Below are 26,369 nucleotides of genomic sequence, written 5' to 3'. Positions count from 1 at the left end.
CGCCTAGGCCGCCCCTCCGCGCACGCGCGCGGCGCGCACGGGGCACAATGCCAAGCGTGAACGCCGACCGTCAGCGAGCCGCAGCGCGTGTGACCCCGTGGCGGAGGCTCGCCGCCCCGGCAGGCGTCCTCGCGGCCGTCGCCGGGGCCTTCGCGTACGTCGGGACCGTGGACCCCAACCAGCCCGGCCACTACCCGGTGTGCCCCCTCTACCGCCTCACCGGCCTCTACTGCCCCGGCTGCGGCGGTCTGCGCAGCGCGCACGCCTTCATCCACGGGGATCTCCCGGCCGCGCTCCAGGACAACGCGGTGGCCGTCGTCGCCTACGGGATCTTCGTGGTGCTGTGGACCATGTGGGCCGTCCGCGCGGCCCGTGGGCGACCGCTGGGGATCGAGCCGGGGCCGCTCCAGATGTGGAGCCTGGGGGCCGTGCTGCTGGCCTTCACCGTTGTCCGGAACCTGCCGTTCGGTGGCTGGTTGCATCCTTGATCGATCTGCGAACGCGCAGGTAATGGGGGTCGGGGGCGACCGGATGCGCGACCTGCGCCCTCCTCCGGATACCATCGCAGTGACCATGGGTTTTCAGCCCGCTTTGCACAACCGTCCGGAAGGGGGCCGCTCGCGTGAGTGTGCTCGACGGGATCATCGACGGAGTCCGTGCCGACCTCGCGGAGCGGCAGGCGCGCGTCAGCCTCGACGAGCTCAAGGAGCGCGCGGCGAAGGCTCCTGCGGCCAAGGACGGCGTGGCTGCCCTGCGCGGTGACGGCGTCAAGGTGATCTGTGAGGTCAAGCGCTCCAGCCCGTCCAAGGGCGCGCTGGCCGCGATCGCCGACCCGGCCGGTCTCGCCGCCGACTACGAGGCGGGCGGCGCGGCCGTCATCTCCGTGCTGACCGAGCAGCGCCGCTTCGGCGGTTCGCTCGCCGACCTGGAGGCCGTCCGGGCCCGGGTCGACATCCCCGTGCTGCGCAAGGACTTCATCGTCACGTCGTACCAGCTGTGGGAGGCCCGGGCGTACGGCGCCGACCTCGTGCTGCTGATCGTCGCGGCCCTGGACCAGCCGGCCCTGGAGTCGCTGATCGAGCGTGCCGTCTCCATCGGCCTCACCCCGCTCGTCGAGGTGCACGACGAGGACGAGGTCGAGCGTGCCGTGGCCGCGGGCGCCAAGGTGATCGGCGTGAACGCGCGCAACCTGAAGACGCTGGAGGTCGACCGCTCGACGTTCGAGCGCGTCGCCCCGGAGGTCCCCGAGGGCATCGTCAAGGTCGCCGAGTCCGGCGTGCGCGGCCCGCACGACCTGATCGCCTACGCCAACGCGGGCGCCGACGCGGTCCTGGTCGGCGAGTCCCTCGTCACCGGCCGCGACCCGAAGACGGCGGTCGCCGACATGGTCGCGGCGGGTGCGCACCCCGCGCTGCGGCAGGGGCGCGACTGATCTCCGGCTAGGCTTGGCTCCGATGACTTCCCCGATCACCCTGACGGCCCGGGACCCGTACGCCCGCCTCGCGCGCGGCTGCCGGCCCCGAGGCTGCCGTGCCCCCGCCCGCCGGGTGCACGGCCGCAGGGTCCGATACGTCATCGGGGACGAGCCGGGCCAGGTGAACGGCATGCGATGGCAGCAGCCGTCCTGAGGGGCGCGGGACTCTGCTGAATCTGCGACTTTGTCGCGTGGGCGCGACCAGCCACGACGCGGCCGCAGTCGACCGACCACCCCCCCGCCCCCACGGCGCTCAGTGTCTTTTCCACGCACTCACCGTGAGGTATCGGCATGCCCAGTCAGTTCTTCATCCCCGACCCGGAGGGTCAAGTCCCCAGCGCCGAAGGCTACTTCGGCGCATACGGCGGCAAGTTCATCCCGGAGGCCCTCGTCGCCGCCGTGGACGAGGTCGCCGTCGAGTACGACAAGGCCAAGCACGACCCCGAGTTCGCCCGTGAGCTCGACGACCTGCTCGTCCACTACACCGGCCGCCCCAGCTCCCTCACCGAGGTGCCGCGGTTCGCCGAACACGCCGGTGGCGCCCGGGTGTTCCTCAAGCGCGAGGACCTCAACCACACAGGGTCGCACAAGATCAACAACGTGCTCGGCCAGGCCCTGCTCACCAAGCGTATGGGCAAGACCCGCGTCATCGCGGAGACCGGCGCCGGCCAGCACGGCGTCGCCACCGCCACCGCCTGCGCGCTGTTCGGCCTCGACTGCACCATCTACATGGGCGAGATCGACACCCGGCGCCAGGCCCTCAACGTGGCCCGCATGCGCATGCTGGGCGCCGAGGTCGTCGCGGTGAAGTCCGGCAGCCGGACCCTGAAGGACGCCATCAACGAGGCGTTCCGGGACTGGGTCGCCAACGTCGACCACACCCACTACCTCTTCGGCACCGTCGCCGGACCCCACCCCTTCCCGGCCATGGTCCGCGACTTCCACCGTGTGATCGGTGTCGAGGCGCGCCGTCAGATCCTGGAGCGCGCGGGCCGGCTGCCCGACGCCGCCATCGCCTGCGTCGGCGGCGGCTCCAACGCCATCGGCCTCTTCCACGCCTTCATCCCGGACGCCTCCGTGCGCCTCATCGGCTGCGAGCCCGCGGGCCACGGAGTCGAGACCGGCGAGCACGCGGCCACGCTCACCGCGGGCGAGCCCGGCATCCTGCACGGATCGCGCTCCTACGTCCTCCAGGACGACGAGGGCCAGATCACGGAGCCGTACTCCATCTCGGCCGGTCTGGACTACCCGGGCATCGGCCCCGAGCACTCCTTCCTCAAGGACAGCGGCCGCGGCGAGTACCGCGCGGTCACCGACGACGCCGCCATGCAGGCGCTGCGCCTGCTGTCGCGCACCGAGGGCATCATCCCGGCCATCGAGAGCGCCCACGCGCTCGCCGGCGCCCTGGAGGTCGGCAAGGAGCTGGGCAAGGACGGGCTGATCGTCGTCAACCTGTCCGGCCGCGGCGACAAGGACATGGACACGGCCGCCCGCTACTTCGGCCTGTACGACACCGACGCCGAGGTCGCCGCCGACGCGGCCGACACCGCCGAGATCGAGGGGGACGCCAAGTGAGCGGCAACGTCCAGCTGTTGACCGACACCCTCGCGGGCGCCAGGGCCGAGGGCCGCTCCGCCCTCATCGCCTACCTCCCGGCCGGCTTCCCGACCGTGGACGGCGGCATCGAGGCGATCAAGGCCGTCTTCGACGGCGGCGCCGACATCGTCGAGGTCGGCCTGCCGCACAGCGACCCGGTCCTCGACGGTCCGGTCATCCAGACCGCCGACGACGTCGCCCTGCGTGGCGGCGTCAGGATCGCCGACGTCATGCGCACGGTCCGTGAGGCGTTCGAGGCCACCGGCAAGCCGGTGCTCGTCATGACGTACTGGAACCCCATCGACCGCTACGGCGTCGAGCGCTTCACCGCCGAGCTGGCCGAGGCGGGCGGCGCGGGCTGCATCCTGCCCGACCTCCCGGTCCAGGAGGCGGCGCTGTGGCGCGAGCACGCCGAGAAGCACGGCCTCGGCACGGTCTTCGTCGTCGCCCCCAGCAGCAAGGACGAGCGGCTCACCGAGATCACCGCCGCGGGCAGCGGCTTCGTGTACGCCGCCTCGCTGATGGGTGTCACCGGCACCCGTGAGTCGGTGGGCACGCAGGCCAAGGACCTGGTGCGGCGCACCCGGGCCGCCCGCGCCGACCTGCCCGTCTGCGTCGGCCTCGGCGTCTCCAACCGCGCCCAGGCCGCCGAGGTCGCCGGCTTCGCCGACGGCGTGATCGTCGGCTCGGCCTTCGTCAAGCTGATGCTGGACGCGCCGGACGACGCGGCCGGCGTCGAGGCCGTCCGCGAACTCGCCGGTGACCTGGCGAAGGGCGTGCGCGGACAGGCGTAACAGAGCGGGGTATCTCGCGTGGGTCCCTCGTACGGGTGGACCTGGGACCGGGGAGGCGCGCTGCGCCTCCCCGGTTCGTTCTGGGGGTGTGAGCGAGAAGAACCGTGACGGAAAGCGCGCCGCCCGGGAGCGGCTGGCGGTCGAGCGTGAGAAGCAGAAGTCCGCGGAGAAGCGACGGCGGGCGCTGATCGTGGGCGCCAGCGTCGTCTGTGTCCTGGGCCTCGCCGCGGTGATCGGCGTGATCGCCGCGAACGCGGGCAAGGACAAGCACAGCGAGAAGGCCGGCCCGGTCGTCGCGCCCTCGGGCGCACAGGGCAAGGACAGCCTCGCCATCCCGGTCGGCAAGGACAACGCCAAGTCCACGCTCACCGTGTGGGAGGACTTCCGCTGCCCGGCCTGCCGCGCCTTCGAGACGGTCTACCGCCCGACGCTCCACGAGCTGACCGATTCCGGCAAGCTCAGAATCGACTACCACGTGGTCACGCTCATCGACGGCAACCTCGGCGGCAGCGGCTCCCGGCGCGCGGCCAACGCGGCGGCCTGCGCGCAGGACGCCGGAAAGTTCCGTGACTTCCACGACGTGCTCTACGCGAACCAGCCCAAGGAGACCGACGACGCGTACTCCAGCAACGCCAAGCTGATCGCGCTCGCGGGCAAGGTCGAGGGCCTCGACACGCCGGCGTTCCGCAAGTGCGTCAACGACGGTACGCACAACAGCTGGGTCGAGAAGTCGCACCAGGCCTTCCAGGCGGGCGGCTACTCCGGCACCCCGACGGTCCTCCTGGACGGCAAGAACATCTACCAGGACCAGACGATGACCCCGGCGAAGCTGAAGCAGATGGTGGAGGCCGCGGCGAACCACTGAGCGCGGCGGGCGGGCCGCTCGGCGTCCCGCCCCCGGCTCCTGTTATGGACCCGTAGCCGGACTTCCTGCCGGGCGCCCGGTCCGGCACGGTAGCGTCGACCTTGCCATGGAACTTGCCTACATTCCCAGTCCGTCGCGCGGGGTCTGGAACCTCGGTCCGATTCCGCTGCGCGCCTACGCCTTCTGCATCATCATCGGCGTCTTCGTTGCCGTCTGGCTCGGCAACAAGCGCTGGGTCGCCCGCGGAGGGCGCTCCGGCACGGTGGCCGACATCGCGGTCTGGGCCGTGCCCTTCGGCCTGGTCGGCGGCCGGCTCTACCACGTGATCACGGACTACGAGCTGTACTTCACCCCGGGCCGTGACTGGGTGAACGCCTTCAAGGTGTGGGAGGGCGGCCTCGGGATCTGGGGCGCGATCGCGCTCGGCGCGGTGGGCGCCTGGATCGGCTGCCGCCGCCGCGGCATCCCGCTGCCCGCCTACGCCGACGCCATCGCCCCCGGCATTGCCTTCGCACAGGCCATCGGCCGCTGGGGCAACTGGTTCAACCAGGAGCTGTACGGCCGCGAGACGCACGTCCCGTGGGCGCTGCACATCACCTCCACCGCGGGCGACCGCGTGCCGGGCTACTACCACCCGACCTTCCTGTACGAGTCCCTGTGGTGCGTCGGCGTCGGCCTCCTGGTGATCTGGGCCGACCGCCGCTTCAACCTGGGCCATGGCCGGGCCTTCGCCCTGTACGTCGCTGCCTACTGCGTGGGCCGCGGCTGGATCGAGTACATGCGCGTCGACGACGCCCACCACATCCTGGGCCTGCGCCTCAACGACTGGACCGCGATGATCGTGTTCCTGCTCGCCGTGGCGTACATGGTGGTGTCGGCCAGGCTGCGGCCGGGCCGCGAGGCCGTGGTGGAGCCGGATGCCGCCGACGGTTCGGACGAGGACGACGCCGAGGCGGCGCCGGTCGTCTCCGGCGGCGATGCGCAGGACCGGGCGGAGACCGGCACCGAGGCCGACGTCGAGGACGAGGCCGAGGACGAAGGCAAGGACAAGACCGAGGCCGACGCCGACGCCGGGGACACGGCCGAGGCGGACGGGCCGGAGAGTTCCGAGACCAAGGACGCCGCCGAGTCGGTGACGAAGAAGGGCTGACGTCCGGCCGTACGACGACGAGGGTGCCCGTGGGATCACGGGCACCCTCGTCGTATGTCAGGACGTGCGGGCCAGGGACAGCGTGCGCCGGGCCGCCGCCACCACGGCCGCGTCGACGAACCGGCCGTCCGGCAGTGCCTGGGCGCCCTGCTCCGCCGTCGCCGCCTTCACGATCGTCTCGGCCTCCTCCAGCTCCGCGTCCGTGGGCAGATACGCCCGCTCGATGATCGGGAGCTGACGGGGGTGGATGGCGGCGCGCCCCAGGAAGCCGAGGGCGCGGCCGTGGGCGCAGGAGGCGGCCAGGCCCGCCAGGTCGCGGATGTCGGGGTGGACCGACTGGGGCGGCGGGGCGAGGCCGGCCGCCCGCGCGGCGACGACGACGCGGGAGCGGGACCAGTCCAGGCCCGCGTCGTCGCGTACCCCCAGATCGGCCCGCAGGTCCGCCTCGCCGAGGGAGATGCCCCGCAGCGACGGATGGGCGGAGGCGATGGCGTGGGCGTGCTCGATGCCCAGCGCTGTCTCCAGGAGGGCGTAGAGCGGGAGCCCGGTCCGCTCGGCGACCCGGACCACCTCCGCGGCAGACGTCACCTTCGGCAGCCGGAGCCCGGACACACCCGGAAGGGCGGCCACCGCCCGCAGGTCCGCGGCCGCCCAGGGTGCCTGCGCCGCGTTGACCCGGACATGCACACGGACCGGCTGCGGCTCGGCGAGAAGGTCGGCGGTCGCCGCGCGGGCGTACTCCTTGCGGTCGGGGGCGACCGCGTCCTCCAGGTCGATCACCACCACGTCCGCGCCCGAGACCAGGGCCTTGGCCACCACGTGCGGCCGGTCGCCGGGGACGTAGAGCCAGGTGAGCGGGAAGGGGATCACAGGGCGCCCTCCTCGCGCAGGGCGGCGAGCTCCGCCGGGGTCAGCCCCAGCTCGGTCAGGACGGCCTCCGTGTCCGCGCCGTGCGGCCGGCCGGCCCAGCGGATCGCGCCGGGCGTCGCCGAGAGCCGGAACAGCACGTTCTGCATGCGCAGCGGGCCCAGCTCGGGGTCGTCGACGGTGGTGAGGGTGCCGAGCGCGGCGTACTGGGGGTCGGTCATCACGTCCCGTACGTCCTGGATCGGCGCCACCGCCGCCTCCGCTTTCTCGAACGCGGACAGCACCTCCTCGCGGGTGCGGGCGGCGATCCAGGCGCCGACCGCCGCGTCGAGGACGTCGGCGTGCGCGGCCCGCTCCGCGCCGGTCGCGAACCACGGCTCGTCGGTCAGATCGGGGCGGCCGACCAGGCGCATCACGCGCTCGGCGACCGACTGCGCCGAGGTGGAGACGGCCACCCACGAGCCGTCCGCCGTGCGGTAGGTGTTGCGCGGGGCGTTGTTCTGGGAGCGGTTTCCGGTCCGGGGCTGGACATGACCCAACTGGTCGTACCAGACGGGCTGCGGGCCGAGGACGGTCAGGATCGGCTCGATGATCGCCATGTCGACGACCTGGCCCTCGCCGGTGCGCTCCCGCGCCGCGAGCGCCGCCAGCACCGCGTATGCCGTCGCCAGGGCCGCGATGGAGTCGGCGAGGCCGAAGGGCGGCAGGGTCGGCGGCGCGTCCGGCTCCCCGGTGATCGCGGCGAAGCCGCTCATCGCCTCGGCGAGGGTGCCGAAGCCCGGGCGGTGCGCGTACGGCCCGAACTGGCCGAAGGCGGTGACCCGGGCCAGCACCAGCCGGGGGTTGGCGGCTGACAGCTCCGCCCAGCCCAGGCCCCACTTCTCCAGGGTGCCGGGGCGGAAGTTCTCGATGATCACGTCGGCGGTGGCGGCGAGGCGCAGGAGGGTGGCGCGCCCGCCGGGCCTCGACAGGTCGAGGGTGATCGTGCGCTTGCCCCGGCCGAGCAGCTTCCACCACAGGCCGACGCCGTCCTTCGCGGGACCGTGACCCCGGGACGGGTCGGGCTTCGCCGGGTGCTCGACCTTGACGACCTCGGCGCCGAAGTCGCCGAGCAGGGTGGCGGCGAGCGGACCGGCGAAGAGGGTGGCGAGATCGAGCACGCGCAGGCCGTCGAGGGGCGGGGGCGGCGGAGTCGTACCGGGACCGGGGCCGCTCGTCTCGGGCGTACTCATGTGGTGTACTGCGCCTCGATCTCCGGGCGGTACGGCATCGACGAGGACGCCCCCTCGCGCTGTACGGAGATCGTCGCCGCGGCGACCGCCCAGGTCAGCGCCTCACGGATCGGCCGTTCCTCGGCGAGCGCCACCGCGAGGACGCCGACGAAGGTGTCGCCCGCGCCCGTGGAGTCCACCGTGGTGACCCGGGGCGCGGGAATCATGAGCGGTTCGGCGTCCCGGGTCAGGTAGAGGCTGCCCGCCTCGCCGAGGGTGACCACCACCTCCGGCACCTGGTCGAGCAGGGCGAGCGCCGCCTCGCGCGGGTCGGCGCGGCCGGTGAGCAGGGCGGCCTCGTGCTCGTTCGGGACCAACAAGTCGGTGGAGGCGAGGAGTTCGGGCGGGAGCGGCCGGGCGGGGGAGGGGGTGAGGACCGTACGGACGCCGTGGCGGCGCGCGGCCTGCGCGCCCGCGAGGACCCCGTCCAGGGGGATCTCCAGCTGCAGCAGCAGTGCGTCCGCGGTGGCGATCACGGCCTCGTCGCCCGGGCTGAGATGGTCCACGGTGCCGTTCGCGGCGGGGATCACGACGATCGCGTTGCCGCCCTCGTCGTCCACGACGATGTGCGCGGTGCCCGACGGGCCCTCGACCGTGCGCAGGGAGTCGGTGTCCACGCCCGAGTGTTCGAGGGTGTCGCGCATCCGGACGCCGAAGCCGTCGTTGCCGACCGCGCCGATCATCGAGACCGTGGCCCCGGCGCGGGCCGCGGCGATCGCCTGGTTGGCGCCCTTGCCACCGGGGACCGTACGGAACTCCCGTCCCGTCACGGTCTGTCCGCGCTGCGGGGCCCGCTCGACGTACGCGACGAGGTCCATGTTGATGCTGCCGAGTACGGCGATGTGGGGCATGGGCGGGTCGCCTCCAGGTGCGTGAGGTGGGCCAGGGTGTCGAAGCCGGTGCCGTCGAAGTCGGCGACGGAGGTGGCGAGCCGGTTCTTCAGCGGCGTCGTCCACCGGTCGGGGAGCCGCGCGGGGGCGCCGGCGAGCAGGCCGGCGACGCTCCCGGCCGTGGCTCCGCCCGAGTCGGTGTCCAGGCCGCCGGACACCACCCGGCAGATGGAGCCGGTGAAGTCGCCGTCCGCGTGGGTCAGGGCGGCGGCGATCAGGGCGGTGTTGGGGACGGCGTGGACCCAGTGGTAGGCGGGGGAGTGGGCGGCGTGGAGCTCGTCCACGATGTCGTCGAACTCCTCGTGCGTCTCGGCCAGTCGGACGGCGTGGTCGATGGCCTCGGCGAGCCGGGACCGGGGCGGGATCACCGTACGCCCGGTGCGCAGGCACGCGTGGATGTCCTGGGTGCCGTCGGCCGCCGCGGCGATGGCGGCCGCCGTGAACATCGCCGCGTAGACGCCGTTGGCGGTGTGGGTGAGGACGGCGTCGCGATGGGCCTGTTCGGCTGCGCCCGAGGGGTCGCCCGGGTTGGTCCAGCCGTGCACGTCGGCGCGGATCAGGGCGCCGATCCACTCGCGGAAGGGGTTGCGGTGGCGGGCGGTGTGCGGGGGTTCGACGCCGCCGAGGAGGTTGCGGTAGGCGACGCGTTCGGCGGTGAAGGTGCGGCCCGCCGGGAGCTCGTCGAGCCACAGCCGGGCCACGTCGACGGTGGTGAAGGCCCTGCCGTGGCGGCGCAGCAGAAGCAGGTTGAGCAGGGGGTAGTCGAGGTCGTCGTCCTCGGGCATGCCGTCGATGTTCTCGGCGAGGGAGGTGGCGGCCGAGCGGCGGTTCCAGGGGTGTTCGCGCAGCAGCTCCTCGGGAACGCCCCGTGCCGTGAACCAGGTGGTCAGCGGCCAGTTGCCGGCGGACTGCGCGAGGCGGCGGACGGCGTCGCGGGGGAGCTTCTCGACGGGCTTGCCGAGGAGGCAGCCGACGGCCCTGCCGAGCCAGGCCGCTTCCAGGGCGAGCGGCGTGAGGGAGGGAGCGGAGGCTCGCCGGTCCGGCCAGTCCGGGCACAGTGCCCTGATCTTCGCCAGATCGGTCGGTTCCTGCTCGCTCAACGCGCTCGGCAGATCCGCCAGTTCGTCCAGCAGGTCCTCGGCGAGCAGCCGCAGATAGCGCGAGGCGGGTCGCGCCGAGGCGCCCGCGCGCGGCGGGGCGTCGCCGCCGCCCGCCGCCCTCCACCGAGCCGCGATCACCGACGGTTCGCGGCCGTCCTGGGCGGCCTGGCGGAGTTCATGCCCCACCAGGTCCTCCGGCTGGACCCACGTCAGTCGGAGCACGTCGCGCCCCCGAGTTCGCCGAAGGCCCGCTCGTGCGCGCGACGCCGCCGCACGTCCCGTGCGAAGACCTCCCGGGCGACCTCCGCGAGGATGTGCGCCGGTTCCCACAGATCCAGGCGGCTGGCCTCGGCCACCGTCTTCGACCAGTCCTCCGGGACGCGCGAGCCCAGGGCGCCGGCCAGCGCACCGGCCATCGTCGCGATCGAGTCGCAGTCGCGGCCGTAGTTGACCGAACCCAGCACCGCCTGGCGGTAGTCGCCGCCGGCCACCACCACCATGCCCAGGGCGACGGGGAGTTCCTCGATCGTGTGGAGCCGGGAGGGGCGGCGGGCCGCGAGGGACGGGGCCCGGTAGTCGGGGCCCACCGTGTCGTACGGGGCCACCGCCTCGCGCAGCGGTGCGAGCGCCGACTCGAAGTCCCGGAATCCGGCGGCCACTTCGCAGACACGCTCGATCGCCGCCCGCGTGCCGTCCTTCGCCAGCGACAGGCAGGCGTCGACCACCGAGCCGGGGGTCGCCCCGGGGGAGGCCGCGGCCGCCACCGCCGCCGCGAACACCCCGGCCGCCTCACGGCCGTACGACGACTGGTGCGCGCCCGCGATGTCCAGCGCCTCGGCGTACGCGCCCGCCGGGTTGCCCGCGTTGACCAGGCCGACGGGGGCCATGTACATCGCCGCACCGCAGTTGACGATGTTGCCCGTGCCGGCCTCCCGCGGGTCGACATGGCCGTACGCCAGCCGTGCCACCAGCCATTTCTCCGCCAGGAAGAGCCGCTGCAGGGGAAGCGCCTCGGCCTCGAGCTCCGGGATCCAGCGCGGGTTCGTCATCAGGTCCGGGACCAGGTGGTCGGCGATCGCGTACGCGTCGAGGTGGTCGCGGACCCGCGCGTACACCCGGACCAGCGCGTGGGTCATCAAGGTGTCGTCGGTGACGTGGCCGTCGCCCTTGTGGTACGGGGCGATGGGGCGGGCGATGCGCCACGCGTCGCCGTTCCAGGGGCCGACGACGCCGGTGACGCGGCCGCCGTGGCGTTCCAGGATCTGGTCGGGGGAGTAGCCCTCGACGGGACCGCCGAGGGCGTCGCCGACGGCGGCCCCCACCAGGGCTCCGGTGATCCGTTCGTCGAGACCGTCCGGACCCGGCCCGCTGCTTTCTTCTCCTTTGGGCGTCATGCCCCGAATCATCCTCCTGGAGAGGCCGGTTGCGTGGCTTCCAGGAGTCCGGCGAGTTCCACGAGGTCCGTACCGGTGAGGCGCGGGAGCGCACATCCGGAGAGGATGCGGCAGGCGTCCCGCCAGGCCTCCGGGATCGCCTCGCCGCCGCCGAGCGCACCGGTCAGCGCGCCGGCCAGGGCGGGGGCCGAGTCGGCGACCCGGGAGAGGCAGGCCGCGGCGGGCACGGCCTCGGCGATCCGGCCGCGCGCGGCGGTGGCCAGCGCCAGGGCGACCGGGACCGTTTCGGCGGCGGCGATGCCGTAGCTGTAGACGTGGTCGACGATCTGGTGCTCCAGGAGCGGGATCAGGGCGAAGGCGCTGTCGGCGCAGCGGGCGAGGACCAGCGCGTGCCGGGTGTTGCGGCCGATCTCCGTCTCCTCGGGCAGCTCGGCGAGCGCCGCCGCCACGCAGGCCTCGGCCTCCGCCCCGGCGAGCGCCAGCGCGAGGGCCGCCGCCATCGCCCGGGCGCCGTGCACCCCGTCGCCGTCCTGCGTGTAGCGGGCGTCGAACTCGGCCAGATCGGCGGCGCGGTGGGCGTCGCCGGGATGGGCCACCGCCAGGACGCAGGCGCGGACGCAGGCCGCGTCGTCGAAGTAGTGCGGGTTGTCGTGGCCGGTGGCGGGCGGGCGCAGTCCGGTGGCGAGGTTGCCGAGCCCGGCGCGGACCGAGATCCGGGCGCGCAGCGGCAGCACCGCCGACTCGACCTCGGGGGCGCGTTCCGCCGCCGCGGCCACCTCGGAGGCGACGGCGCTCCAGGTGAGGTCGATGGCGGCCCGGGTCCGGCGCTCCCGGCTCAGGTCGCCGAGCACGCTGTCGTCACCGGCGCGCAGCACCGCCTGCGCCGCGAACACCGCCCACTCGGCGTCGTCGGAGGGGCCGAGCCGGAGCGGCTCCGGCGGCTGGTTGAGCGCGATGGGCACGGGCAGCGTGGTCGTCGCGTTCTGCTCGGCGAACGTGTCCAGCTCCCGGGTGAGCCGCCGGGTCCACTCGGGCATCCGGGCGGCCCGGTGCCGGGCGGCGGGCCAGCCGGCCGCGTCCCCGGCGGCCAGCCCGAGGAGGAGGCCTTCGACGCGGCGGGTCACGGCCGCGCCTCGCGGTCCGGGCTGGGTCCCGGAGGCCGGCTGCGGATGCGCTGGGTCATGGGGTGGGCTTTCCGTGAGGGGGAACGCGGGGTCCTCGGGCGTCGGGCGGGTCCGCGCCGCCGCTCCGGGACGGTGGCACGGCCCAGGGAAGGGGGAGTACGGCATGTCACTGACGTACGCCCGGCTCCCCAGTGGCTCCGCGCGCGACGGCGGTGGCTCCTCCGCTACGGCGGCGGGTCGGGGCGGCTCGCCACCGGTGGGGCCTGTCCCTCCCGGCGCTGCTGTGGCACGTACGGGCCGGGGACGCCGTGCGGTGGAACATCGGCGGACCTGCGCTGCTGCGGCAGGCGGGCGGCGGGTTCGCCGTGCGGTGGGGCGTTGGCACGGCACCGTCTCGACGGAGCGGCCCGTGCGGCGGTTGCACGACTCGGCACGTCACGGACCTGCCTTCCGGCATCGCGGTGGGGGCCGGTGTCCGGCGTGGGGAGTCACCCTCGTGCCCCGTCCTCCTGTGCCGCCGGGACGCAGGCCGCCGGGTCCAGGGGCGGTCGCTCGGTGCGGCGTGCGGGGTTCCATTCCGGGGTGAGGTGGTGCGGTGCGCCTGGCAGGAGGGCCGGTATGACCACGTCGGCGCCCCATTTGCCGCCCTCCTCCGGCACCAGCAGCTCCGCCACGTCCAGGACGTGGTGGCCCGCCATGGACGGCAGGCAGGTGCCGCGGGCCGGGCCGATCGCCGCGGCCCAGTCGGCCGGGACGGCGGACACGCCCCGGGTCGCGCCGGCCAGGGCACCCGCCACCGCGGCCGTGGTGTCGGCGTCGCGGCCCATGTTGACGGCCGCGAGGACGGCCTCCCGGAAGTCGCCGTCGGCGGCCGTGTACGCGCCGAAGGCCAGGGCCACCGCCTCGGGGGCCAGGTCGGTCCACGGGTAGCCGCCGATGACGACGGCCGAGCGGACCGCGCGTTCGCCGCGGTGGGCGACGGCCACCGCACGGCGCAGCGAGCGCGCCGTCCAGGAGTCGTCGGGGACGACGGCCAGGGCTGCGGCCACGACCGTGAGCACCGGGGCGCCCGCCATCGCCGCCGCGACCCCGGCCGCCACCGCCTGGCCGCCGTAGATGCCTTCGCCCTCGTGGCTGACCGAGCCGTCGATCGCCACCAGCCGGGCGGCCTCGGCGGGGCGGCCCGCCGCGAACACCCCGAAGGGCGCCGCCCGCATCGCGAGGCCGTCGCTCCAGGCGTGCCGGTGCTGGGCCGAGATGGGGGCGGCGAGGCCCCGGCGCAGGTTCTCCAGCGTGCCGCGCTCGCTGAAGCCCGCGCCCCGGAAGGGCCCCTCGTCCCGGTCGGCGATCCACTCGTGCCAGGCAGCCTCCACATGGGCCGGGGTGAGCGCCGAGCCGTGCCGGGCGAGCAGCAGGCCGGAGAAGATCGCGTACTCGGTGTCGTCCGTGCCCGCCGGACGCTCGGCGACGTACCCGGTGACACGGCCCCAACGCGCGCGGATCTCCGAGGGCTTCAGGTTCTCGGCGGGTGCCCCGAGCGCGTCTCCCACGGCCAGGCCGAGCAGCGCGCCGCGGGCCCGATCGCGCAGTCCGGCGGCGTCCCCGGGCGCGGAGACCGAGGGCGTGCAGGCGATCCATGCCATGGCGCGGCGTCTCCTTCGGCTTCGGGGGCCCTTGGGTTCCTCGGCGGATGTGTCCCACCCCTGCGGTGCCCGAGAGCCTCAGGCGCCTCAGCATCACCCGGTCGACATCTGAGCTGCATACGGCACGGATGAGCGACTCGGAGTAAAGGTGCTGGTTAGCCCAGCCTTTCCTTGCTGGCGTGATCCAGAGGGAGGGCGTAAATTCAGTGCTGTCAAAAAATAGAACACATCTAAAGTTAGCTTTGCCTAAGCTTTCTGGGGGACCATATGGCCATCATCGAAACCGAGGCCGCGCTGCACGAGGCGCACCGTGACAACCACACGCACCGGGATGTGAACGGCGGCTGGCTGCGCCCCGCCGTCTTCGGTGCCATGGACGGCCTGGTCTCCAACCTCGCCCTGCTGACCGGCGTCGCCGGCGGCTCGGTCGGCCACCAGACCATCGTCATCACCGGGCTGGCCGGGCTCGCCGCCGGGGCCTTCTCCATGGCCGCCGGCGAGTACACCTCCGTGGCCTCGCAGCGCGAGCTCGTCGAGGCCGAACTCGACATCGAGCGCCGCGAGCTGCGCAGACACCCGCAGGACGAGGAGCAGGAGCTCGCCGCGCTCTACGTGTCCCGCGGCGTCGAGCCGGAGCTCGCCCGCGAGGTCGCCCGGCAGCTGTCCGAGGATCCCGAGCAGGCCCTGGAGATACACGCCCGCGAGGAACTGGGCGTCGACCCCGCCGACCTGCCCTCGCCGCTGGTCGCGGCCGTGTCCTCGTTCGGTTCCTTCGCGCTCGGCGCCCTGCTGCCCGTCCTGCCGTACCTGCTGGGCGCGACCGTGCTGTGGCCGGCCCTGCTGCTGGCGCTCGCCGGGCTCTTCGGCTGCGGTGCCGTGGTGGCCAAGGTGACCGCACGCTCCTGGTGGTTCAGCGGTCTGCGGCAGCTCGCCCTGGGTGGCGCCGCCGCCGGTGTGACGTACGCCCTGGGCAGTCTGTTCGGGACGGCCGTAGGATAGGTCAACTACTGCTTATGCAGAGGGCTGTATAAGTAGTTGTTACTCGCTGGTTTCGAATGGTTTACCACGGGGCATGAGGGCGTAAGCGCTGCGGGCAATGACGCCCTGCCGTGCACTCCCGGGTGGGCGACGGCGCCCACCTCGTCCCCCCTCGACGGCCCGGCGGACGCCAATCCGAACGATCCTGTCCGCTCCAGGTCCCCCACATTTCAGCCACCCGCGCGCGACACCCCCGCCGCTCGTGCGCCACACTCACCCCTCGCCGCGAAACCCCCCACGGCGTCCGCATGTTGGAACGCGGTATCCGATTTCCGAGAATCGCTCCATCATGTAACCTGCGCGAAATTTCGCCATTCCTCGCAGAGGGCCAACGTCGTCCCTCGGCACCTGCACATGCCACTTGACGACGACGGGAGAGCCGATGCGTACACCGCGCCAGCCGTCCCAGCACTCCACGAATGGCCGAAACTGGTCGTTCATGGATGCTCGCCCTGCTGCGCAGGGTATGTACGACCCCCGTGACGAGCACGACGCCTGCGGCGTCGGCTTCGTGGCCACCCTCACCGGCGAGGCGAGCCATGCGCTGGTCGACCAGGCGCTCACGGTTCTGCGAAACCTCGAGCACCGCGGTGCCACCGGCTCCGAGCCCGACTCCGGCGACGGCGCGGGCATCCTCACCCAGGTCCCCGACGCCTTCTTCCGCGAGGTGGCCGGCTTCGAGCTCCCCACGGCCGGTGCGTACGCCGTCGGCGTCGCCTTCCTGCCCGAGGACGGCACCGAGGACACCGTCGCGCGGATCGAGACGATCGCGGCAGAGGAGGGCCTGACCGTCCTGGGCTGGCGCGAGGTCCCCGTCGCCCCGGAACTGCTCGGCGCCACCGCCCGTTCGACGATGCCCGCCTTCCGGCAGCTGTTCGTCGCCGACGGGTCCGGGTCGAGCGAGGGCATCGCGCTCGACCGCAAGGCCTTCGTCCTGCGCAAGCGCGCCGAGCGGGAGGCGGGCGTCTACTTCCCGTCGCTGTCCGCCCGCACGATCGTCTACAAGGGCATGCTGACCACCGGCCAGCTGGAGCCCTTCTTCCCGGACCTGTCCGACCGCCGCTTCGCCTCCGCGATCGCGCTCGTGCACTCCCGGTTCTCCACGAACACCTTCCCGTCGTGGCCGCTCGCGCACCCCTACCGCTTCGTCGCGCACAACGGTGAGATCAACACCGTCAAGGGCAATCGCAACTGGATGCGCGCCCGTGAGTCGCAGCTGGTCTCGGACCTGTTCGGTTCGGACGAGCGGGCCATCGAGCGGATCTTCCCGGTCTGCACGCCCGACGCCTCCGACTCCGCCTCCTTCGACGAGGTCCTCGAACTCCTGCACCTCGGCGGCCGCTCGCTGCCGCACTCCGTGCTGATGATGATCCCGGAGGCCTGGGAGAACCACGGCTCGATGGACCCGGCCCGGCGCGCCTTCTACCAGTTCCACTCCACGATGATGGAGCCCTGGGACGGCCCCGCGTGCGTCACCTTCACCGACGGCACCCAGGTCGGCGCCGTGCTCGACCGCAACGGACTGCGCCCCGGCCGCTACTGGGTCACCGACGACGGCCTCGTCGTCCTCGGCTCCGAGGTCGGCGTCCTCGACATCGACCCCGCCAGGGTCGTCCGCAAGGGCCGCCTGCAGCCCGGCCGCATGTTCCTCGTCGACACCGCCGAGCACCGCATCATCGAGGACGACGAGATCAAGGCGACCCTCGCCGCCGAGCAGCCCTACGCCGAGTGGCTGGAGGCCGGCGAGATCGAGCTCGGCGACCTGCCCGAGCGCGAGCACATCGTCCACACCCACGCCTCGGTCACCCGCCGCCAGCAGACCTTCGGCTACACCGAGGAGGAGCTGCGCGTCCTCCTCGCGCCGATGGCCAAGTCCGGCGCCGAGCCGATCGGTTCGATGGGCACCGACTCGCCGATCGCGGCCCTCTCCGAGCGCCCACGGCTGCTCTTCGACTACTTCACCCAGCTGTTCGCGCAGGTCACCAACCCGCCGCTGGACGCGATCCGCGAGGAGCTGGTCACCAGCCTGCGCAGCTCGCTCGGCCCGCAGGGCAACCTGCTCGACCCGACGGCCGCCTCCTGCCGGTCCGTCCTCCTGCCCTTCCCGGTCATCGACAACGACGAGCTGGCCAAGCTCATCCACATCAACGCCGACGGCGACCTGCCCGGCTTCAAGGCCGCGACGCTGTCCGGCCTGTACCGGGTCTCCGGCGGCGGTGAGTCCCTCGCCGCGCGCATCGCCGAGATCTGCGCCGAGGCCGACGCCGCGATCGGCAACGGCGCCCACCTGATCGTCCTGTCCGACCGGCACTCCGACGCCGAGCACGCGCCGATCCCCTCGCTGCTGCTCACCGCGGCCGTCCACCACCACCTCATCCGTACCAAGCAGCGCACCCACGTGGGCCTGCTGGTCGAGGCCGGTGACGTCCGCGAGGTCCACCACATCGCCCTGCTCATCGGCTACGGCGCCGCCGCCGTCAACCCGTACCTGGCGATGGAGTCCGTCGAGGACCTGGTCCGCGCGGGCACCTTCCTGCCCGGCATGGACGCCGAGCAGGCCATCCGCAACCTGATCTACGCCCTCGGCAAGGGCGTACTGAAGGTCATGTCCAAGATGGGCATCTCGACCGTCGCCTCCTACCGCGGAGCCCAGGTCTTCGAGGCCGTAGGCCTCGACGAGGCCTTCGTCGAGCAGTACTTCAACGGCACGACCACCAAGATCGGCGGCGTCGGCATCGACGTCATCGCCGAGGAGGTCGCCGCCCGCCACGCGAAGGCGTACCCCGCCAGCGGCATCGCGCCCGCCCACCGCGCGCTGGAGATCGGCGGCGAGTACCAGTGGCGCCGCGAGGGCGAACCGCACCTGTTCGACCCGGAGACGGTCTTCCGCCTCCAGCACTCCACGCGCAGCAACCGCTACGACATCTTCAAGAAGTACACGGACCGCGTGAACGAGCAGTCCGAGCGCCTGATGACGCTCCGCGGGCTCTTCGGCTTCACGTCCGACCGGCCCTCGATCCCGATCGAGGAGGTCGAGCCGGCGTCCGAGATCGTCAAGCGCTTCTCCACCGGCGCCATGTCGTACGGCTCCATCTCCCAGGAGGCGCACGAGACCCTCGCCATCGCCATGAACCAGCTGGGCGGCAAGTCCAACACCGGTGAGGGCGGCGAGGACCCGGAGCGCCTGTACGACCCGGCGCGCCGCTCGGCGATCAAGCAGGTCGCCTCCGGCCGCTTCGGCGTCACCTCCGAGTACCTGGTCAACGCGGACGACATCCAGATCAAGATGGCCCAGGGCGCCAAGCCCGGCGAGGGCGGCCAGCTGCCCGGCCACAAGGTCTACCCGTGGATCGCCAAGACCCGGCACTCCACGCCCGGCGTCGGCCTGATCTCCCCGCCGCCGCACCACGACATCTACTCCATCGAGGACCTGGCCCAGCTGATCCACGACCTCAAGAACGCCAACCCGGCGGCACGTATCCACGTGAAGCTGGTGTCGGAGGTCGGCGTCGGCACGGTCGCCGCGGGTGTGTCCAAGGCCCACGCGGACGTCGTCCTCGTCTCCGGCCACGACGGCGGCACGGGCGCCTCGCCGCTCACCTCGCTCAAGCACGCGGGCGGCCCCTGGGAGCTCGGCCTCGCCGAGACCCAGCAGACCCTGCTGCTCAACGGTCTGCGCGACCGCATCGTCGTCCAGACCGACGGCCAGCTGAAGACCGGCCGCGACGTCGTGATCGCCGCGCTGCTCGGCGCCGAGGAGTTCGGTTTCGCGACCGCGCCGCTCGTCGTCTCCGGCTGCGTCATGATGCGCGTCTGCCACCTGGACACCTGTCCGGTCGGCATCGCCACGCAGAACCCGACCCTGCGCGAGCGGTACGCCGGCAAGGCCGAACACGTCGTGAACTTCTTCCGGTTCATCGCCGAAGAGGTCCGCGAACTGCTCGCCGAGCTCGGCTTCCGCTCCATCGAGGAGGCCGTCGGCCACGCCGAGGCCCTCGACGTCACCCGGGCCGTCGACCACTGGAAGGCGCAGGGCCTGGACCTGGAGCCGCTGTTCCACGTGCCCGAGCTGCCCGAGGGCGCGGTGCGCCACCAGCTCGTCGCCCAGGACCACGGCCTGGAGAAGGCGCTCGACAACGAGCTGATCAAGCTCGCCGCCGACGCCCTCGCCGGGACCGGCGTCAACGACGCCCAGCCGGTGCGCGCCCAGGTCGCCATCCGCAACATCAACCGCACCGTCGGCACCATGCTCGGCCACGAGGTGACAAGGAAGTTCGGCGGCGCGGGCCTGCCCGACGACACCATCGACATCACCTTCACGGGCTCGGCCGGCCAGTCCTTCGGCGCCTTCCTGCCGCGCGGTGTCACCCTGCGCCTGGAGGGCGACGCCAACGACTACGTCGCCAAGGGCCTGTCCGGCGGCCGGGTCGTCGTACGCCCGGACCGCGGCGCCGACCATCTCGCCGAGTACTCGACGATCGCGGGCAACACCCTCGCCTACGGCGCGACCGGCGGCGAGATGTTCCTGCGCGGCCGCACCGGTGAGCGGTTCTGCGTGCGCAACTCCGGCGCGCTGGTCGTCTCCGAGGGCGTCGGCGACCACGGCTGTGAGTACATGACCGGCGGCCGCGCCGTCGTCCTCGGCGAGACGGGCCGCAACTTCGCGGCCGGCATGTCGGGCGGCATCGCGTACGTCATCGACCTGAACCCCGACAACGTCAACGTCGGCAACGTCGAGTCCGTCGAGGCGCTCGACGACGACGACAAGCAGTGGCTGCACGACGTGGTGCGCCGCCACCAGGAGGAGACCGGCTCCACGGTCGCCGAGAAGCTGCTGGCCGAGTGGGACACCGCGGTCGAGCGCTTCAGCAAGATCATCCCCAGTACGTACAAGGCAGTGCTCGCCGCCAAGGACGCCGCCGAGCGAGCCGGTCTCTCCGAGACCGAGATCACCGAGAAGATGATGGAGGCGGCGACTCATGGCTGATCCCAAGGGCTTTCTCCACCACGGCCGCGAGGTCGCCCAGACCCGCCCCGTCGGTGAACGCGTCAAGGACTGGAACGAGGTCTACGTCCCCGGCTCCCTGCTGCCGATCATCGGCAAGCAGGCCAGCCGGTGCATGGACTGCGGCATCCCGTTCTGCCACAACGGCTGTCCGCTGGGGAACCTGATCCCCGAGTGGAACGACTACGCCTACCGCGGAGACTGGACCGAGGCGTCCGAGCGGCTGCACGCGACGAACAACTTCCCGGAGTTCACCGGCCGCCTCTGCCCGGCCCCCTGCGAGTCGGCGTGCGTGCTCGGCATCAACCAGTCGCCGGTCACCATCAAGAACGTCGAGGTCTCGATCATCGACAAGGCGTGGGAGACCGGTGACGTAGCCCCGCAGGCGCCCGAGCGGCTGTCCGGCAAGACCGTCGCGGTCATCGGCTCGGGCCCGGCGGGCCTCGCCGCCGCCCAGCAGCTGACCCGGGCCGGCCACACGGTCGCCGTGTACGAGCGCGCGGACCGCATCGGCGGCCTCCTGCGCTACGGCATCCCCGAGTTCAAGATGGAGAAGCGGCACATCAACCGCCGTATCGAGCAGATGCGCGCGGAGGGCACCCGCTTCCGTACGGAGGTCGAGGTCGGCCGCGACGTCACGGCGACCGACCTGCGCAGGCGCTACGACGCGGTCGTCATCGCCGCCGGCGCGACGACCGCCCGCGATCTGCCCGTCCCCGGGCGGGAGTTGAACGGCGTCCACCAGGCGATGGAGTACCTGCCGCTGTCGAACAAGGTCCAGGAGGGCGACTACGTCACCGCCCCGATCTCGGCCGAGGGCAAGCACGTCGTCGTCATCGGCGGCGGTGACACCGGCGCCGACTGCGTGGGCACCGCCCACCGTCAGGGCGCGGCGTCCGTGACCCAGCTGGAGATCATGCCGAGGCCGGGGGAGGAGCGGAACCCGGTCGCCCAGCCGTGGCCGACCTTCCCGATGCTCTACAAGGTCACCTCGGCCCACGAGGAGGGCGGCGAGCGGGTCTACTCCGTCTCCACGACCCACTTCGAGGGCGACGAGGACGGCAACGTGCAGTGGCTGCACCTGGCCGAGGTCGAGTTCGTCGACGGCAAGCTCACCCAGAAGCCGGGCACGGAGCGTAAGATCCCCGCCCAACTGGTCACCCTGGCCATGGGCTTCACCGGCACCGACCGCGCCAACGGCCTGGTCGAGCAGTTCGGCCTGGAGCTCGACGAGCGCGGCAACATCGCCCGCGACGCCGACTTCCAGACCAACGTGCCCGGCGTGTTCGTCGCCGGTGACGCGGGCCGCGGCCAGTCGTTGATCGTCTGGGCGATCGCGGAAGGCCGCTCGGCCGCCCGTGGCACCGACCGCTTCCTGACCGGCGCCAGCGACCTCCCGGCCCCGATCCGTCCGACGGACCGCTCCCTGATGGTCTGACGGCCGACGAGGAAGAAGACCCCGACAGACGTCCCGTACAACGGCGTACGGGCTGGGGTCCGGGGGACACCCCCAGACTCCCGCAAGACGGCGCCTGCCCCGTCCCCGACCAAGGACATCCGGGCAGGCGCCGCCGCACGTCCCGGGCCGCCTCGCCTACGGCACCTTGTACGTCTCCCCGTACACCTGCCACACCAGCGGCGTCCTCAGGTCCAGGTTCCCGTCGTCCAGGAACCGCCGCTGGGCCGTGTCGATGCGGCTGGTGTCGATGCCGGGCCGCTTCGCCTTCATGGCCGCGCGCCGCACGTCGAGGAAGACGTCGAGGTACGTCTTCTCGCTGCCGCCCTGCGCCGGGGCGGCGGCCTTCTCCATCGCGCTCTCGCGCAGGCCGTAGAAGCCGTTCGGGCCGGTGCCGGGGCCGTGGAAGACCATCGCGTCGTAGTAGATCAACTGGCCCAGCGGGCCCAGTCCGTCGAGCTTGGCGCGGCGTACGGCCGGGTCGAAGTAGACCCGGTCGCGCTCGGCGTCCTGCGCCGCACGGAACGCCGGGAGCCTCGCCTCGGCCTTCCAGGCACGGGGGAAACCGGGGTCCAGACCCCGATGGGAGTCCGTGCCGTCGACATTGCGCAGCGCGGGGAGGTAGACGGCGAGACCGTTGTCCGGGTGCGCCTCGGTGTAGCGCTCGACCAGGGTGAGCAGGTCGTGGGTGCCGGTGCAGAATCCGATGACGCCGGCCGTGTAGCCCTGGCCGTCGCCGATGTCCTCGATGTAGCCGTACGCGCTGCGCCAGTCGAGGGTGGAGTTCTCTGCGCTCGCCACGATCTCCTGGGCCAGCTCCTTCTCGGGGGGCGCGGCCAGTCCCGGCGGCGCGGCGGCGATCGCGGTGTCGTCCGCGGCCCGCTCGGACGCGGCCCGCGCCTCGGTGCCCCGGCGGGACTGCACGGCGGCGGCCGACGCCGGGCGCGCCGGCCCGCCCGGGCCCGGCCCGCCCGGGACGACGGCGAACACCACCGCCGTGACGACGACCGGGACGGCCGCGAACAGGAGGATTCCGGCACGTTTCATGCCGGATACCGTACGGCGCTCCAGGTCAGACAGCCCCGCCCGCGAGGCCCGACACCTTCGCCCAGGTGAGTCCCACGAGCAGGACCAGCAGCGCCGCGCACGCGCCCGCCTGGATCAGCGCCCGGCGGTCGCCGCGGGGCGCGTATGCGTACGCCAGCGCCACCGCGCCGCCGGTCAGCAGACCGCCGAGGTGCCCCTGCCAGGACGCGAACCAGGAGGACGCCACCAGCCACAGCAGCAGGCCCGTCATGGAGCGGTTGACGGCGTCCGCGGCGAAGCCGAGGCGGCGGGCCAGGACGAAGTACGCGGCACCCAGCCCGAAGATCGCGCCGGACGCGCCGACGCAGCGGGCCTCCGGGGAGATCAGCAGCTCCAGGACCGAGCCGCCGAGCAGCGACAGCAGATACAGGGCCAGGTAGCGGACGCGGCCCAACTGCCCCTCCACCACACGCCCGACGGTCCACAGCGACGCCATGTTCATCACGATGTGCACCACGCCGATCCCCTGGCCGGGGGGCAGGTGCAGGAACCCGCTGGTCAGCAGCCGGTACCACTCGCCGTGCGCGACGCCCTCGGGGTAGTAGCCCGGCGCCACCGTGCCCAGCATGTCGAAGCGGCCGAGCAGCGCCGGGCGCACCAACTCGCCCAGGTAGGCGAGGACGTTGAGCCCGACGAGGACGTACGTCACGATCGGCACCGCCGTGACGCGGCCGCCGAACGCCGTCCGCGCCTGCCGTATCGACCGCGCGCCCTCCTTCACGCACTCCGTGCACTGGTGGCCGACGGCGGCCTCCCGCATGCAGTCGGGGCACATATAGCGGTCGCAGCGGGTGCAGCGGACGTGGGACTCCACCTTGGGGTGGCGAAAACAGGTGGTGACGGCGGACTCGGCATCCACGCCGGCTCCTCGGTGACACGGGGACAGGACTGAGCCGGTGGGGGCGGCGGCGAACAAAATAGCGAACTGCTGTGACAGCAGGGGGACATGGGGCCCGTGAGTGGACCGGCCGAGCCTTCGTCCGCACCGTTGGCTCAGCCGCGACGTCGTGCCACCCTGGGGGTGTTGCGACGGGGAGGGTCGATGAGCGACGGTACGCGCACAGTGAACGGAGCGAATGCGGCGGGGAGTTCCGCACGCAGGGACGAGGCCGGCAAGGGCGAGCGGCTCGCCGACTGGGCCGACGGACGGCTCGGGCTCTACGCGCTGGCCAAGGCCAACATGCGCAAGGTGTTCCCGGACCACTGGTCCTTCATGCTCGGCGAGATCTGCCTCTACAGCTTCCTCATCCTGATCCTCACCGGCATCTATCTCACCCTCTTCTTCGAGCCCAGCGGCGCCGACGTCGTCTACCACGGCTCGTACGCGCCGCTCAACGGCATCATCATGACCAAGGCGTACCAGTCGACGCTGCACATCAGCTTCGACGTGCGCGGCGGGCTGCTGATCCGGCAGATCCACCACTGGGCGGCCGTCGTGTTCGTCGCCGGCATGCTCGTGCACATGATGCGGGTGTTCTTCACCGGCGCGTTCCGCAAGCCCCGCGAGATCAACTGGCTGTTCGGCTGGACCCTGTTGTTCCTCGGCATCCTCACCGGCCTGACCGGCTACTCGCTCCCCGACGACCTGCTCTCCGGCACCGGCGTCCGCTTCGCCGACGGCGCCATCCTGTCCCTCCCGATCGTCGGGACGTACATCTCGATGTTCCTGTTCGGCGGGGAGTTCCCCGGGCACGACATCATCTCGCGGTTCTTCCCCATCCACGTCCTGCTGCTGCCCGGCATCATGCTCGGCCTGGTCGTGGCCCATCTGATCCTGGTCATCTACCACAAGCACACCCAGTACCCCGGGCCCGGACGGGACCAGAAGAGCGTGATCGGCATGCCCTTCCTGCCCGTCTACATGGCCAAGGCCGGCGGCTTCTTCTTCCTCGTCTTCGGCGTCCTCGCCCTGATGGGCGGCATCGCCACCATCAACCCCGTGTGGGCCTTCGGCCCCTACCGCCCCGACCTGGTGACGACCGGCGCCCAGCCCGACTGGTACCTCGGCTTCTCCGAGGGGCTGATCCGGGTGATGCCGGGATGGGAGGTCAACTTCTGGGGCCACACACTGGAGTTGGGCGTCTTCATCCCGTTCACGCTGTTCCCGCTGTTCCTGCTCGCCATCGGCGTCTACCCCTTCATCGAGGCATGGATCACCGGCGACAAGCGCGAACACCACATCCTGGACCGGCCGCGCAACGCCCCCGTGCGCACCGCGCTCGGCGTGGCCTGGCTGAGCCTGTACGGCGTGCTGCTGATCGGCGGCGGCAACGACATCGTCGCCACGCATCTGCACCTGTCCATCAACGCCATCACCTGGTTCGTGCGGATCTCCGTCTTCGTCGTCCCCGTCCTCGCCTTCATGCTGACCAAGCGCATCTGCCTCGGACTGCAGCGCCGGGACCGGGACGACGTGCTGCACGGCAGGGAGACCGGCACGATCAAGCGGTTGCCGCACGGCGAGTACGTCGAGGTCCACGAACCCCTCGCCCAGGACCGGATGTTCACCCTCACCCAGCACGAGCAGAACCCGCCCTACGAGATCGGCCCGCTCGTCGACGCCAACGGCGTGCGCCGCCCGGTCACCGTCTCCCAGCGGGTGCGCGCCCGGCTGTCCCGGGCGATGTTCGGCCCCCGCTCGCACATCCCGAAGCCGACCCGCGAGGAGCACCGGGAGCTCACCGGCGGAGAGCACACGCACTGACGGCGCACGCTACGTGTCGCACTCCAGCACCGTCCGGCACAGCGCGCACCGCGCCCGCACGCGCCCCCGCACCGGCACCCTGATCCGCTGGTGGCAGGTCGGGCAGGGAAAGGAGACCCGGAGCCGGCCCTGGCCGTCGGGCGTGAAGGCGTACGGCACCCCGGTCTCGGATCCGGTCCCGGGGGCGTGGCGGCGGTCCCGGGCGTAGCGGCGGCGGCCCGCCCAGCCGGCCGCGGTCAGCGGCGGCTGCTGCTCGTCCTGGCGGGCCAGCGCCATGCCCTTGCCGTACGCCGTATAGGCCTGCGGGCTGGTGAACCACACCGACGGATCCTCGTGGAAGACCAGGGCGCGCTTCGCCAGCACATAGCCGAACTCCTCCGGCGTGAGGTACCCCAGCTTCTGCGACGACGCCGCATCCTCGCGGTAGGCGTCCAGCAGCAGCCAGCCCGCGCCCAGATACGTCGTCACCGTGTCCGTGAGGATCTCGTTCGCCGGCGTGCCCGGAAAGGACAGGTCCAGGCGGTGCAGGTAGACATGCGCCACCTCGTGCGCCAGAGCCGCCCCGATGTCCCGCCGATGCGTACGGAACCGGTCGTTCAGCTCGACGAAGTACTCGGGGCCCGCCGCGAGTTCCACGTTCGCCGCATGCGTCATCTCGCGGAAGCTCACGATCAGCCGCGCGTCCGGCAACCGGAAATGCCGCACCAGCTCGCGGGCCACCCGCTGCGCGCCCAGATACAGGTCGTCGGTGTCGCAGAAGGCCACGTCGGCCGGGGCCACGCTGACCGGGAACGTCTGGACGCTGTCGTACGACAGGCGCCTGTACAGCGCGGTGACGGCGGCCCGCACCGTCTCCAGATGCGGATAGCCGTGCTCGACCCGTCCGTCGTTCGCCACGCCCGTACCCCCAAA

Annotated in this window: 21 protein-coding genes; 11 read left to right on the top strand and 10 right to left on the bottom strand. The window is 72.4% G+C overall.

The window, feature by feature from the left end:
- The first annotated feature begins 47 nt into the window (after nucleotides 1-47).
- The 7 genes from ABZ910_RS03780 (at nucleotide 48) to lgt (ending at nucleotide 5,879) form a co-directional block, all read left to right on the top strand.
- A complete protein-coding gene (locus tag ABZ910_RS03780; protein ID WP_361358664.1) occupies nucleotides 48-488 on the top strand; it encodes a DUF2752 domain-containing protein in 441 nt (146 codons plus the stop codon).
- 134 nt (nucleotides 489-622) lie between these two features.
- A complete protein-coding gene (gene trpC, locus ABZ910_RS03775) occupies nucleotides 623-1,432 on the top strand; it encodes an indole-3-glycerol phosphate synthase TrpC (protein WP_361358661.1) in 810 nt (269 codons plus the stop codon).
- 22 nt (nucleotides 1,433-1,454) lie between these two features.
- Nucleotides 1,455-1,628: a hypothetical protein gene (locus tag ABZ910_RS03770; RefSeq protein ID WP_361358658.1), complete on the top strand. Its 174-nt coding sequence runs from the start codon at nucleotides 1,455-1,457 to the stop codon at nucleotides 1,626-1,628.
- Between the two features lie 137 nt (nucleotides 1,629-1,765).
- On the top strand, nucleotides 1,766-3,049 hold the full coding sequence (gene trpB / locus ABZ910_RS03765) for a tryptophan synthase subunit beta (RefSeq protein WP_361358655.1): 1,284 nt from the start codon (nucleotides 1,766-1,768) through the stop codon (nucleotides 3,047-3,049).
- Nucleotides 3,046-3,864, top strand: coding sequence for a tryptophan synthase subunit alpha (gene trpA, locus ABZ910_RS03760; protein ID WP_361358653.1), 819 nt, complete (start codon nucleotides 3,046-3,048; stop codon nucleotides 3,862-3,864). Before trpB ends, trpA begins: the two co-directional genes overlap by 4 nt.
- An 88-nt stretch (nucleotides 3,865-3,952) precedes the next feature.
- Complete coding sequence (locus ABZ910_RS03755; protein ID WP_361358650.1) at nucleotides 3,953-4,729, top strand: thioredoxin domain-containing protein; 777 nt, start codon at nucleotides 3,953-3,955, stop codon at nucleotides 4,727-4,729.
- Nucleotides 4,730-4,835: 106 nt separating this feature from the next.
- Entirely contained in the window at nucleotides 4,836-5,879 is a 1,044-nt protein-coding gene (gene lgt, locus ABZ910_RS03750; protein ID WP_361358647.1) for a prolipoprotein diacylglyceryl transferase, read from the top strand.
- Between the two features lie 57 nt (nucleotides 5,880-5,936).
- Here lgt and ABZ910_RS03745 read toward each other — a convergent pair whose 3' ends face one another.
- The 7 genes from ABZ910_RS03745 to ABZ910_RS03715 form a co-directional block, all read right to left on the bottom strand.
- Nucleotides 5,937-6,749 carry a CoA ester lyase gene (locus tag ABZ910_RS03745; RefSeq protein WP_361358644.1) on the bottom strand — a complete coding sequence of 271 codons (813 nt, stop codon included), beginning with the start codon at nucleotides 6,747-6,749 and terminating at the stop codon, nucleotides 5,937-5,939.
- Nucleotides 6,746-7,978, bottom strand: coding sequence for a CoA transferase (locus tag ABZ910_RS03740; protein WP_361358641.1), 1,233 nt, complete (start codon nucleotides 7,976-7,978; stop codon nucleotides 6,746-6,748). Before ABZ910_RS03740 ends, ABZ910_RS03745 begins: the two co-directional genes overlap by 4 nt.
- Nucleotides 7,975-8,868, bottom strand: coding sequence for a ribokinase (gene rbsK, locus ABZ910_RS03735; RefSeq protein WP_361358638.1), 894 nt, complete (start codon nucleotides 8,866-8,868; stop codon nucleotides 7,975-7,977). Before rbsK ends, ABZ910_RS03740 begins: the two co-directional genes overlap by 4 nt.
- Entirely contained in the window at nucleotides 8,784-10,229 is a 1,446-nt protein-coding gene (locus ABZ910_RS03730) for an ADP-ribosylglycohydrolase family protein (RefSeq protein ID WP_361358635.1), read from the bottom strand. Before ABZ910_RS03730 ends, rbsK begins: the two co-directional genes overlap by 85 nt.
- Entirely contained in the window at nucleotides 10,217-11,401 is a 1,185-nt protein-coding gene (locus ABZ910_RS03725) for an ADP-ribosylglycohydrolase family protein (RefSeq protein ID WP_361358632.1), read from the bottom strand. The genes ABZ910_RS03730 and ABZ910_RS03725 overlap by 13 nt, the downstream gene beginning before the upstream one ends.
- An 8-nt stretch (nucleotides 11,402-11,409) precedes the next feature.
- Nucleotides 11,410-12,525: an ADP-ribosylglycohydrolase family protein gene (locus tag ABZ910_RS03720; RefSeq protein ID WP_361358629.1), complete on the bottom strand. Its 1,116-nt coding sequence runs from the start codon at nucleotides 12,523-12,525 to the stop codon at nucleotides 11,410-11,412.
- A gap of 488 nt (nucleotides 12,526-13,013) precedes the next feature.
- On the bottom strand, nucleotides 13,014-14,168 hold the full coding sequence (locus tag ABZ910_RS03715; RefSeq protein WP_361358626.1) for an ADP-ribosylglycohydrolase family protein: 1,155 nt from the start codon (nucleotides 14,166-14,168) through the stop codon (nucleotides 13,014-13,016).
- A 267-nt stretch (nucleotides 14,169-14,435) separates the two neighbouring features.
- On the opposite strand from ABZ910_RS03715, the gene ABZ910_RS03710 reads away from it, so the two are divergent.
- The 3 genes from ABZ910_RS03710 (at nucleotide 14,436) to ABZ910_RS03700 (ending at nucleotide 21,649) form a co-directional block, all read left to right on the top strand.
- Nucleotides 14,436-15,167 carry a VIT1/CCC1 transporter family protein gene (locus ABZ910_RS03710; RefSeq protein ID WP_361358623.1) on the top strand — a complete coding sequence of 244 codons (732 nt, stop codon included), beginning with the start codon at nucleotides 14,436-14,438 and terminating at the stop codon, nucleotides 15,165-15,167.
- 505 nt (nucleotides 15,168-15,672) lie between these two features.
- Nucleotides 15,673-20,193: a glutamate synthase large subunit gene (gltB, locus tag ABZ910_RS03705; RefSeq protein WP_361358620.1), complete on the top strand. Its 4,521-nt coding sequence runs from the start codon at nucleotides 15,673-15,675 to the stop codon at nucleotides 20,191-20,193.
- A complete protein-coding gene (locus ABZ910_RS03700; protein WP_361358617.1) occupies nucleotides 20,186-21,649 on the top strand; it encodes a glutamate synthase subunit beta in 1,464 nt (487 codons plus the stop codon). The genes gltB and ABZ910_RS03700 overlap by 8 nt, the downstream gene beginning before the upstream one ends.
- A gap of 156 nt (nucleotides 21,650-21,805) precedes the next feature.
- Here ABZ910_RS03700 and ABZ910_RS03695 read toward each other — a convergent pair whose 3' ends face one another.
- Entirely contained in the window at nucleotides 21,806-22,714 is a 909-nt protein-coding gene (locus ABZ910_RS03695) for a chitosanase (protein WP_361358614.1), read from the bottom strand.
- A gap of 25 nt (nucleotides 22,715-22,739) precedes the next feature.
- Entirely contained in the window at nucleotides 22,740-23,612 is an 873-nt protein-coding gene (locus ABZ910_RS03690) for a rhomboid family intramembrane serine protease (protein ID WP_361358611.1), read from the bottom strand.
- A 183-nt stretch (nucleotides 23,613-23,795) separates the two neighbouring features.
- Here ABZ910_RS03690 and ABZ910_RS03685 point away from each other — a divergent pair, with 183 nt between their 5' ends.
- Nucleotides 23,796-25,457, top strand: coding sequence for a cytochrome bc complex cytochrome b subunit (locus ABZ910_RS03685; RefSeq protein ID WP_361358608.1), 1,662 nt, complete (start codon nucleotides 23,796-23,798; stop codon nucleotides 25,455-25,457).
- Nucleotides 25,458-25,466: 9 nt separating this feature from the next.
- Here ABZ910_RS03685 and ABZ910_RS03680 read toward each other — a convergent pair whose 3' ends face one another.
- A complete protein-coding gene (locus ABZ910_RS03680; protein ID WP_361358605.1) occupies nucleotides 25,467-26,354 on the bottom strand; it encodes a hypothetical protein in 888 nt (295 codons plus the stop codon).
- Nucleotides 26,355-26,369 lie beyond the last annotated feature (15 nt).

Source organism: Streptomyces sp. NPDC046805, from assembly GCF_040645355.1.
Lineage (GTDB): Bacteria > Actinomycetota > Actinomycetes > Streptomycetales > Streptomycetaceae > Streptomyces.
The sequence above is the reverse complement of the archived record's forward strand: the minus strand, read 5'-3'. Positions and strand labels throughout refer to the sequence as shown.

Bases quoted from the DNA above. Each gene is read 5' to 3' on its own strand.
- ABZ910_RS03780 (WP_361358664.1), top strand. From the start codon at position 48: ATGCCAAGCGTGAACGCCGACCGTCAGCGAGCCGCAGCGCGTGTGACC.
- ABZ910_RS03770 (WP_361358658.1), top strand. From the start codon at position 1,455: ATGACTTCCCCGATCACCCTGACGGCCCGGGACCCGTACGCCCGCCTC.
- trpB (WP_361358655.1), top strand. From the start codon at position 1,766: ATGCCCAGTCAGTTCTTCATCCCCGACCCGGAGGGTCAAGTCCCCAGC.
- lgt (WP_361358647.1), top strand. From the start codon at position 4,836: ATGGAACTTGCCTACATTCCCAGTCCGTCGCGCGGGGTCTGGAACCTC.
- ABZ910_RS03740 (WP_361358641.1), bottom strand. From the start codon at position 7,978: ATGAGTACGCCCGAGACGAGCGGCCCCGGTCCCGGTACGACTCCGCCG.
- rbsK (WP_361358638.1), bottom strand. From the start codon at position 8,868: ATGCCCCACATCGCCGTACTCGGCAGCATCAACATGGACCTCGTCGCG.
- ABZ910_RS03725 (WP_361358632.1), bottom strand. From the start codon at position 11,401: ATGACGCCCAAAGGAGAAGAAAGCAGCGGGCCGGGTCCGGACGGTCTC.
- ABZ910_RS03715 (WP_361358626.1), bottom strand. From the start codon at position 14,168: ATGGCATGGATCGCCTGCACGCCCTCGGTCTCCGCGCCCGGGGACGCC.
- ABZ910_RS03710 (WP_361358623.1), top strand. From the start codon at position 14,436: ATGGCCATCATCGAAACCGAGGCCGCGCTGCACGAGGCGCACCGTGAC.
- gltB (WP_361358620.1), top strand. From the start codon at position 15,673: ATGTACGACCCCCGTGACGAGCACGACGCCTGCGGCGTCGGCTTCGTG.
- ABZ910_RS03700 (WP_361358617.1), top strand. From the start codon at position 20,186: ATGGCTGATCCCAAGGGCTTTCTCCACCACGGCCGCGAGGTCGCCCAG.
- ABZ910_RS03695 (WP_361358614.1), bottom strand. From the start codon at position 22,714: ATGAAACGTGCCGGAATCCTCCTGTTCGCGGCCGTCCCGGTCGTCGTC.
- ABZ910_RS03685 (WP_361358608.1), top strand. From the start codon at position 23,796: ATGAGCGACGGTACGCGCACAGTGAACGGAGCGAATGCGGCGGGGAGT.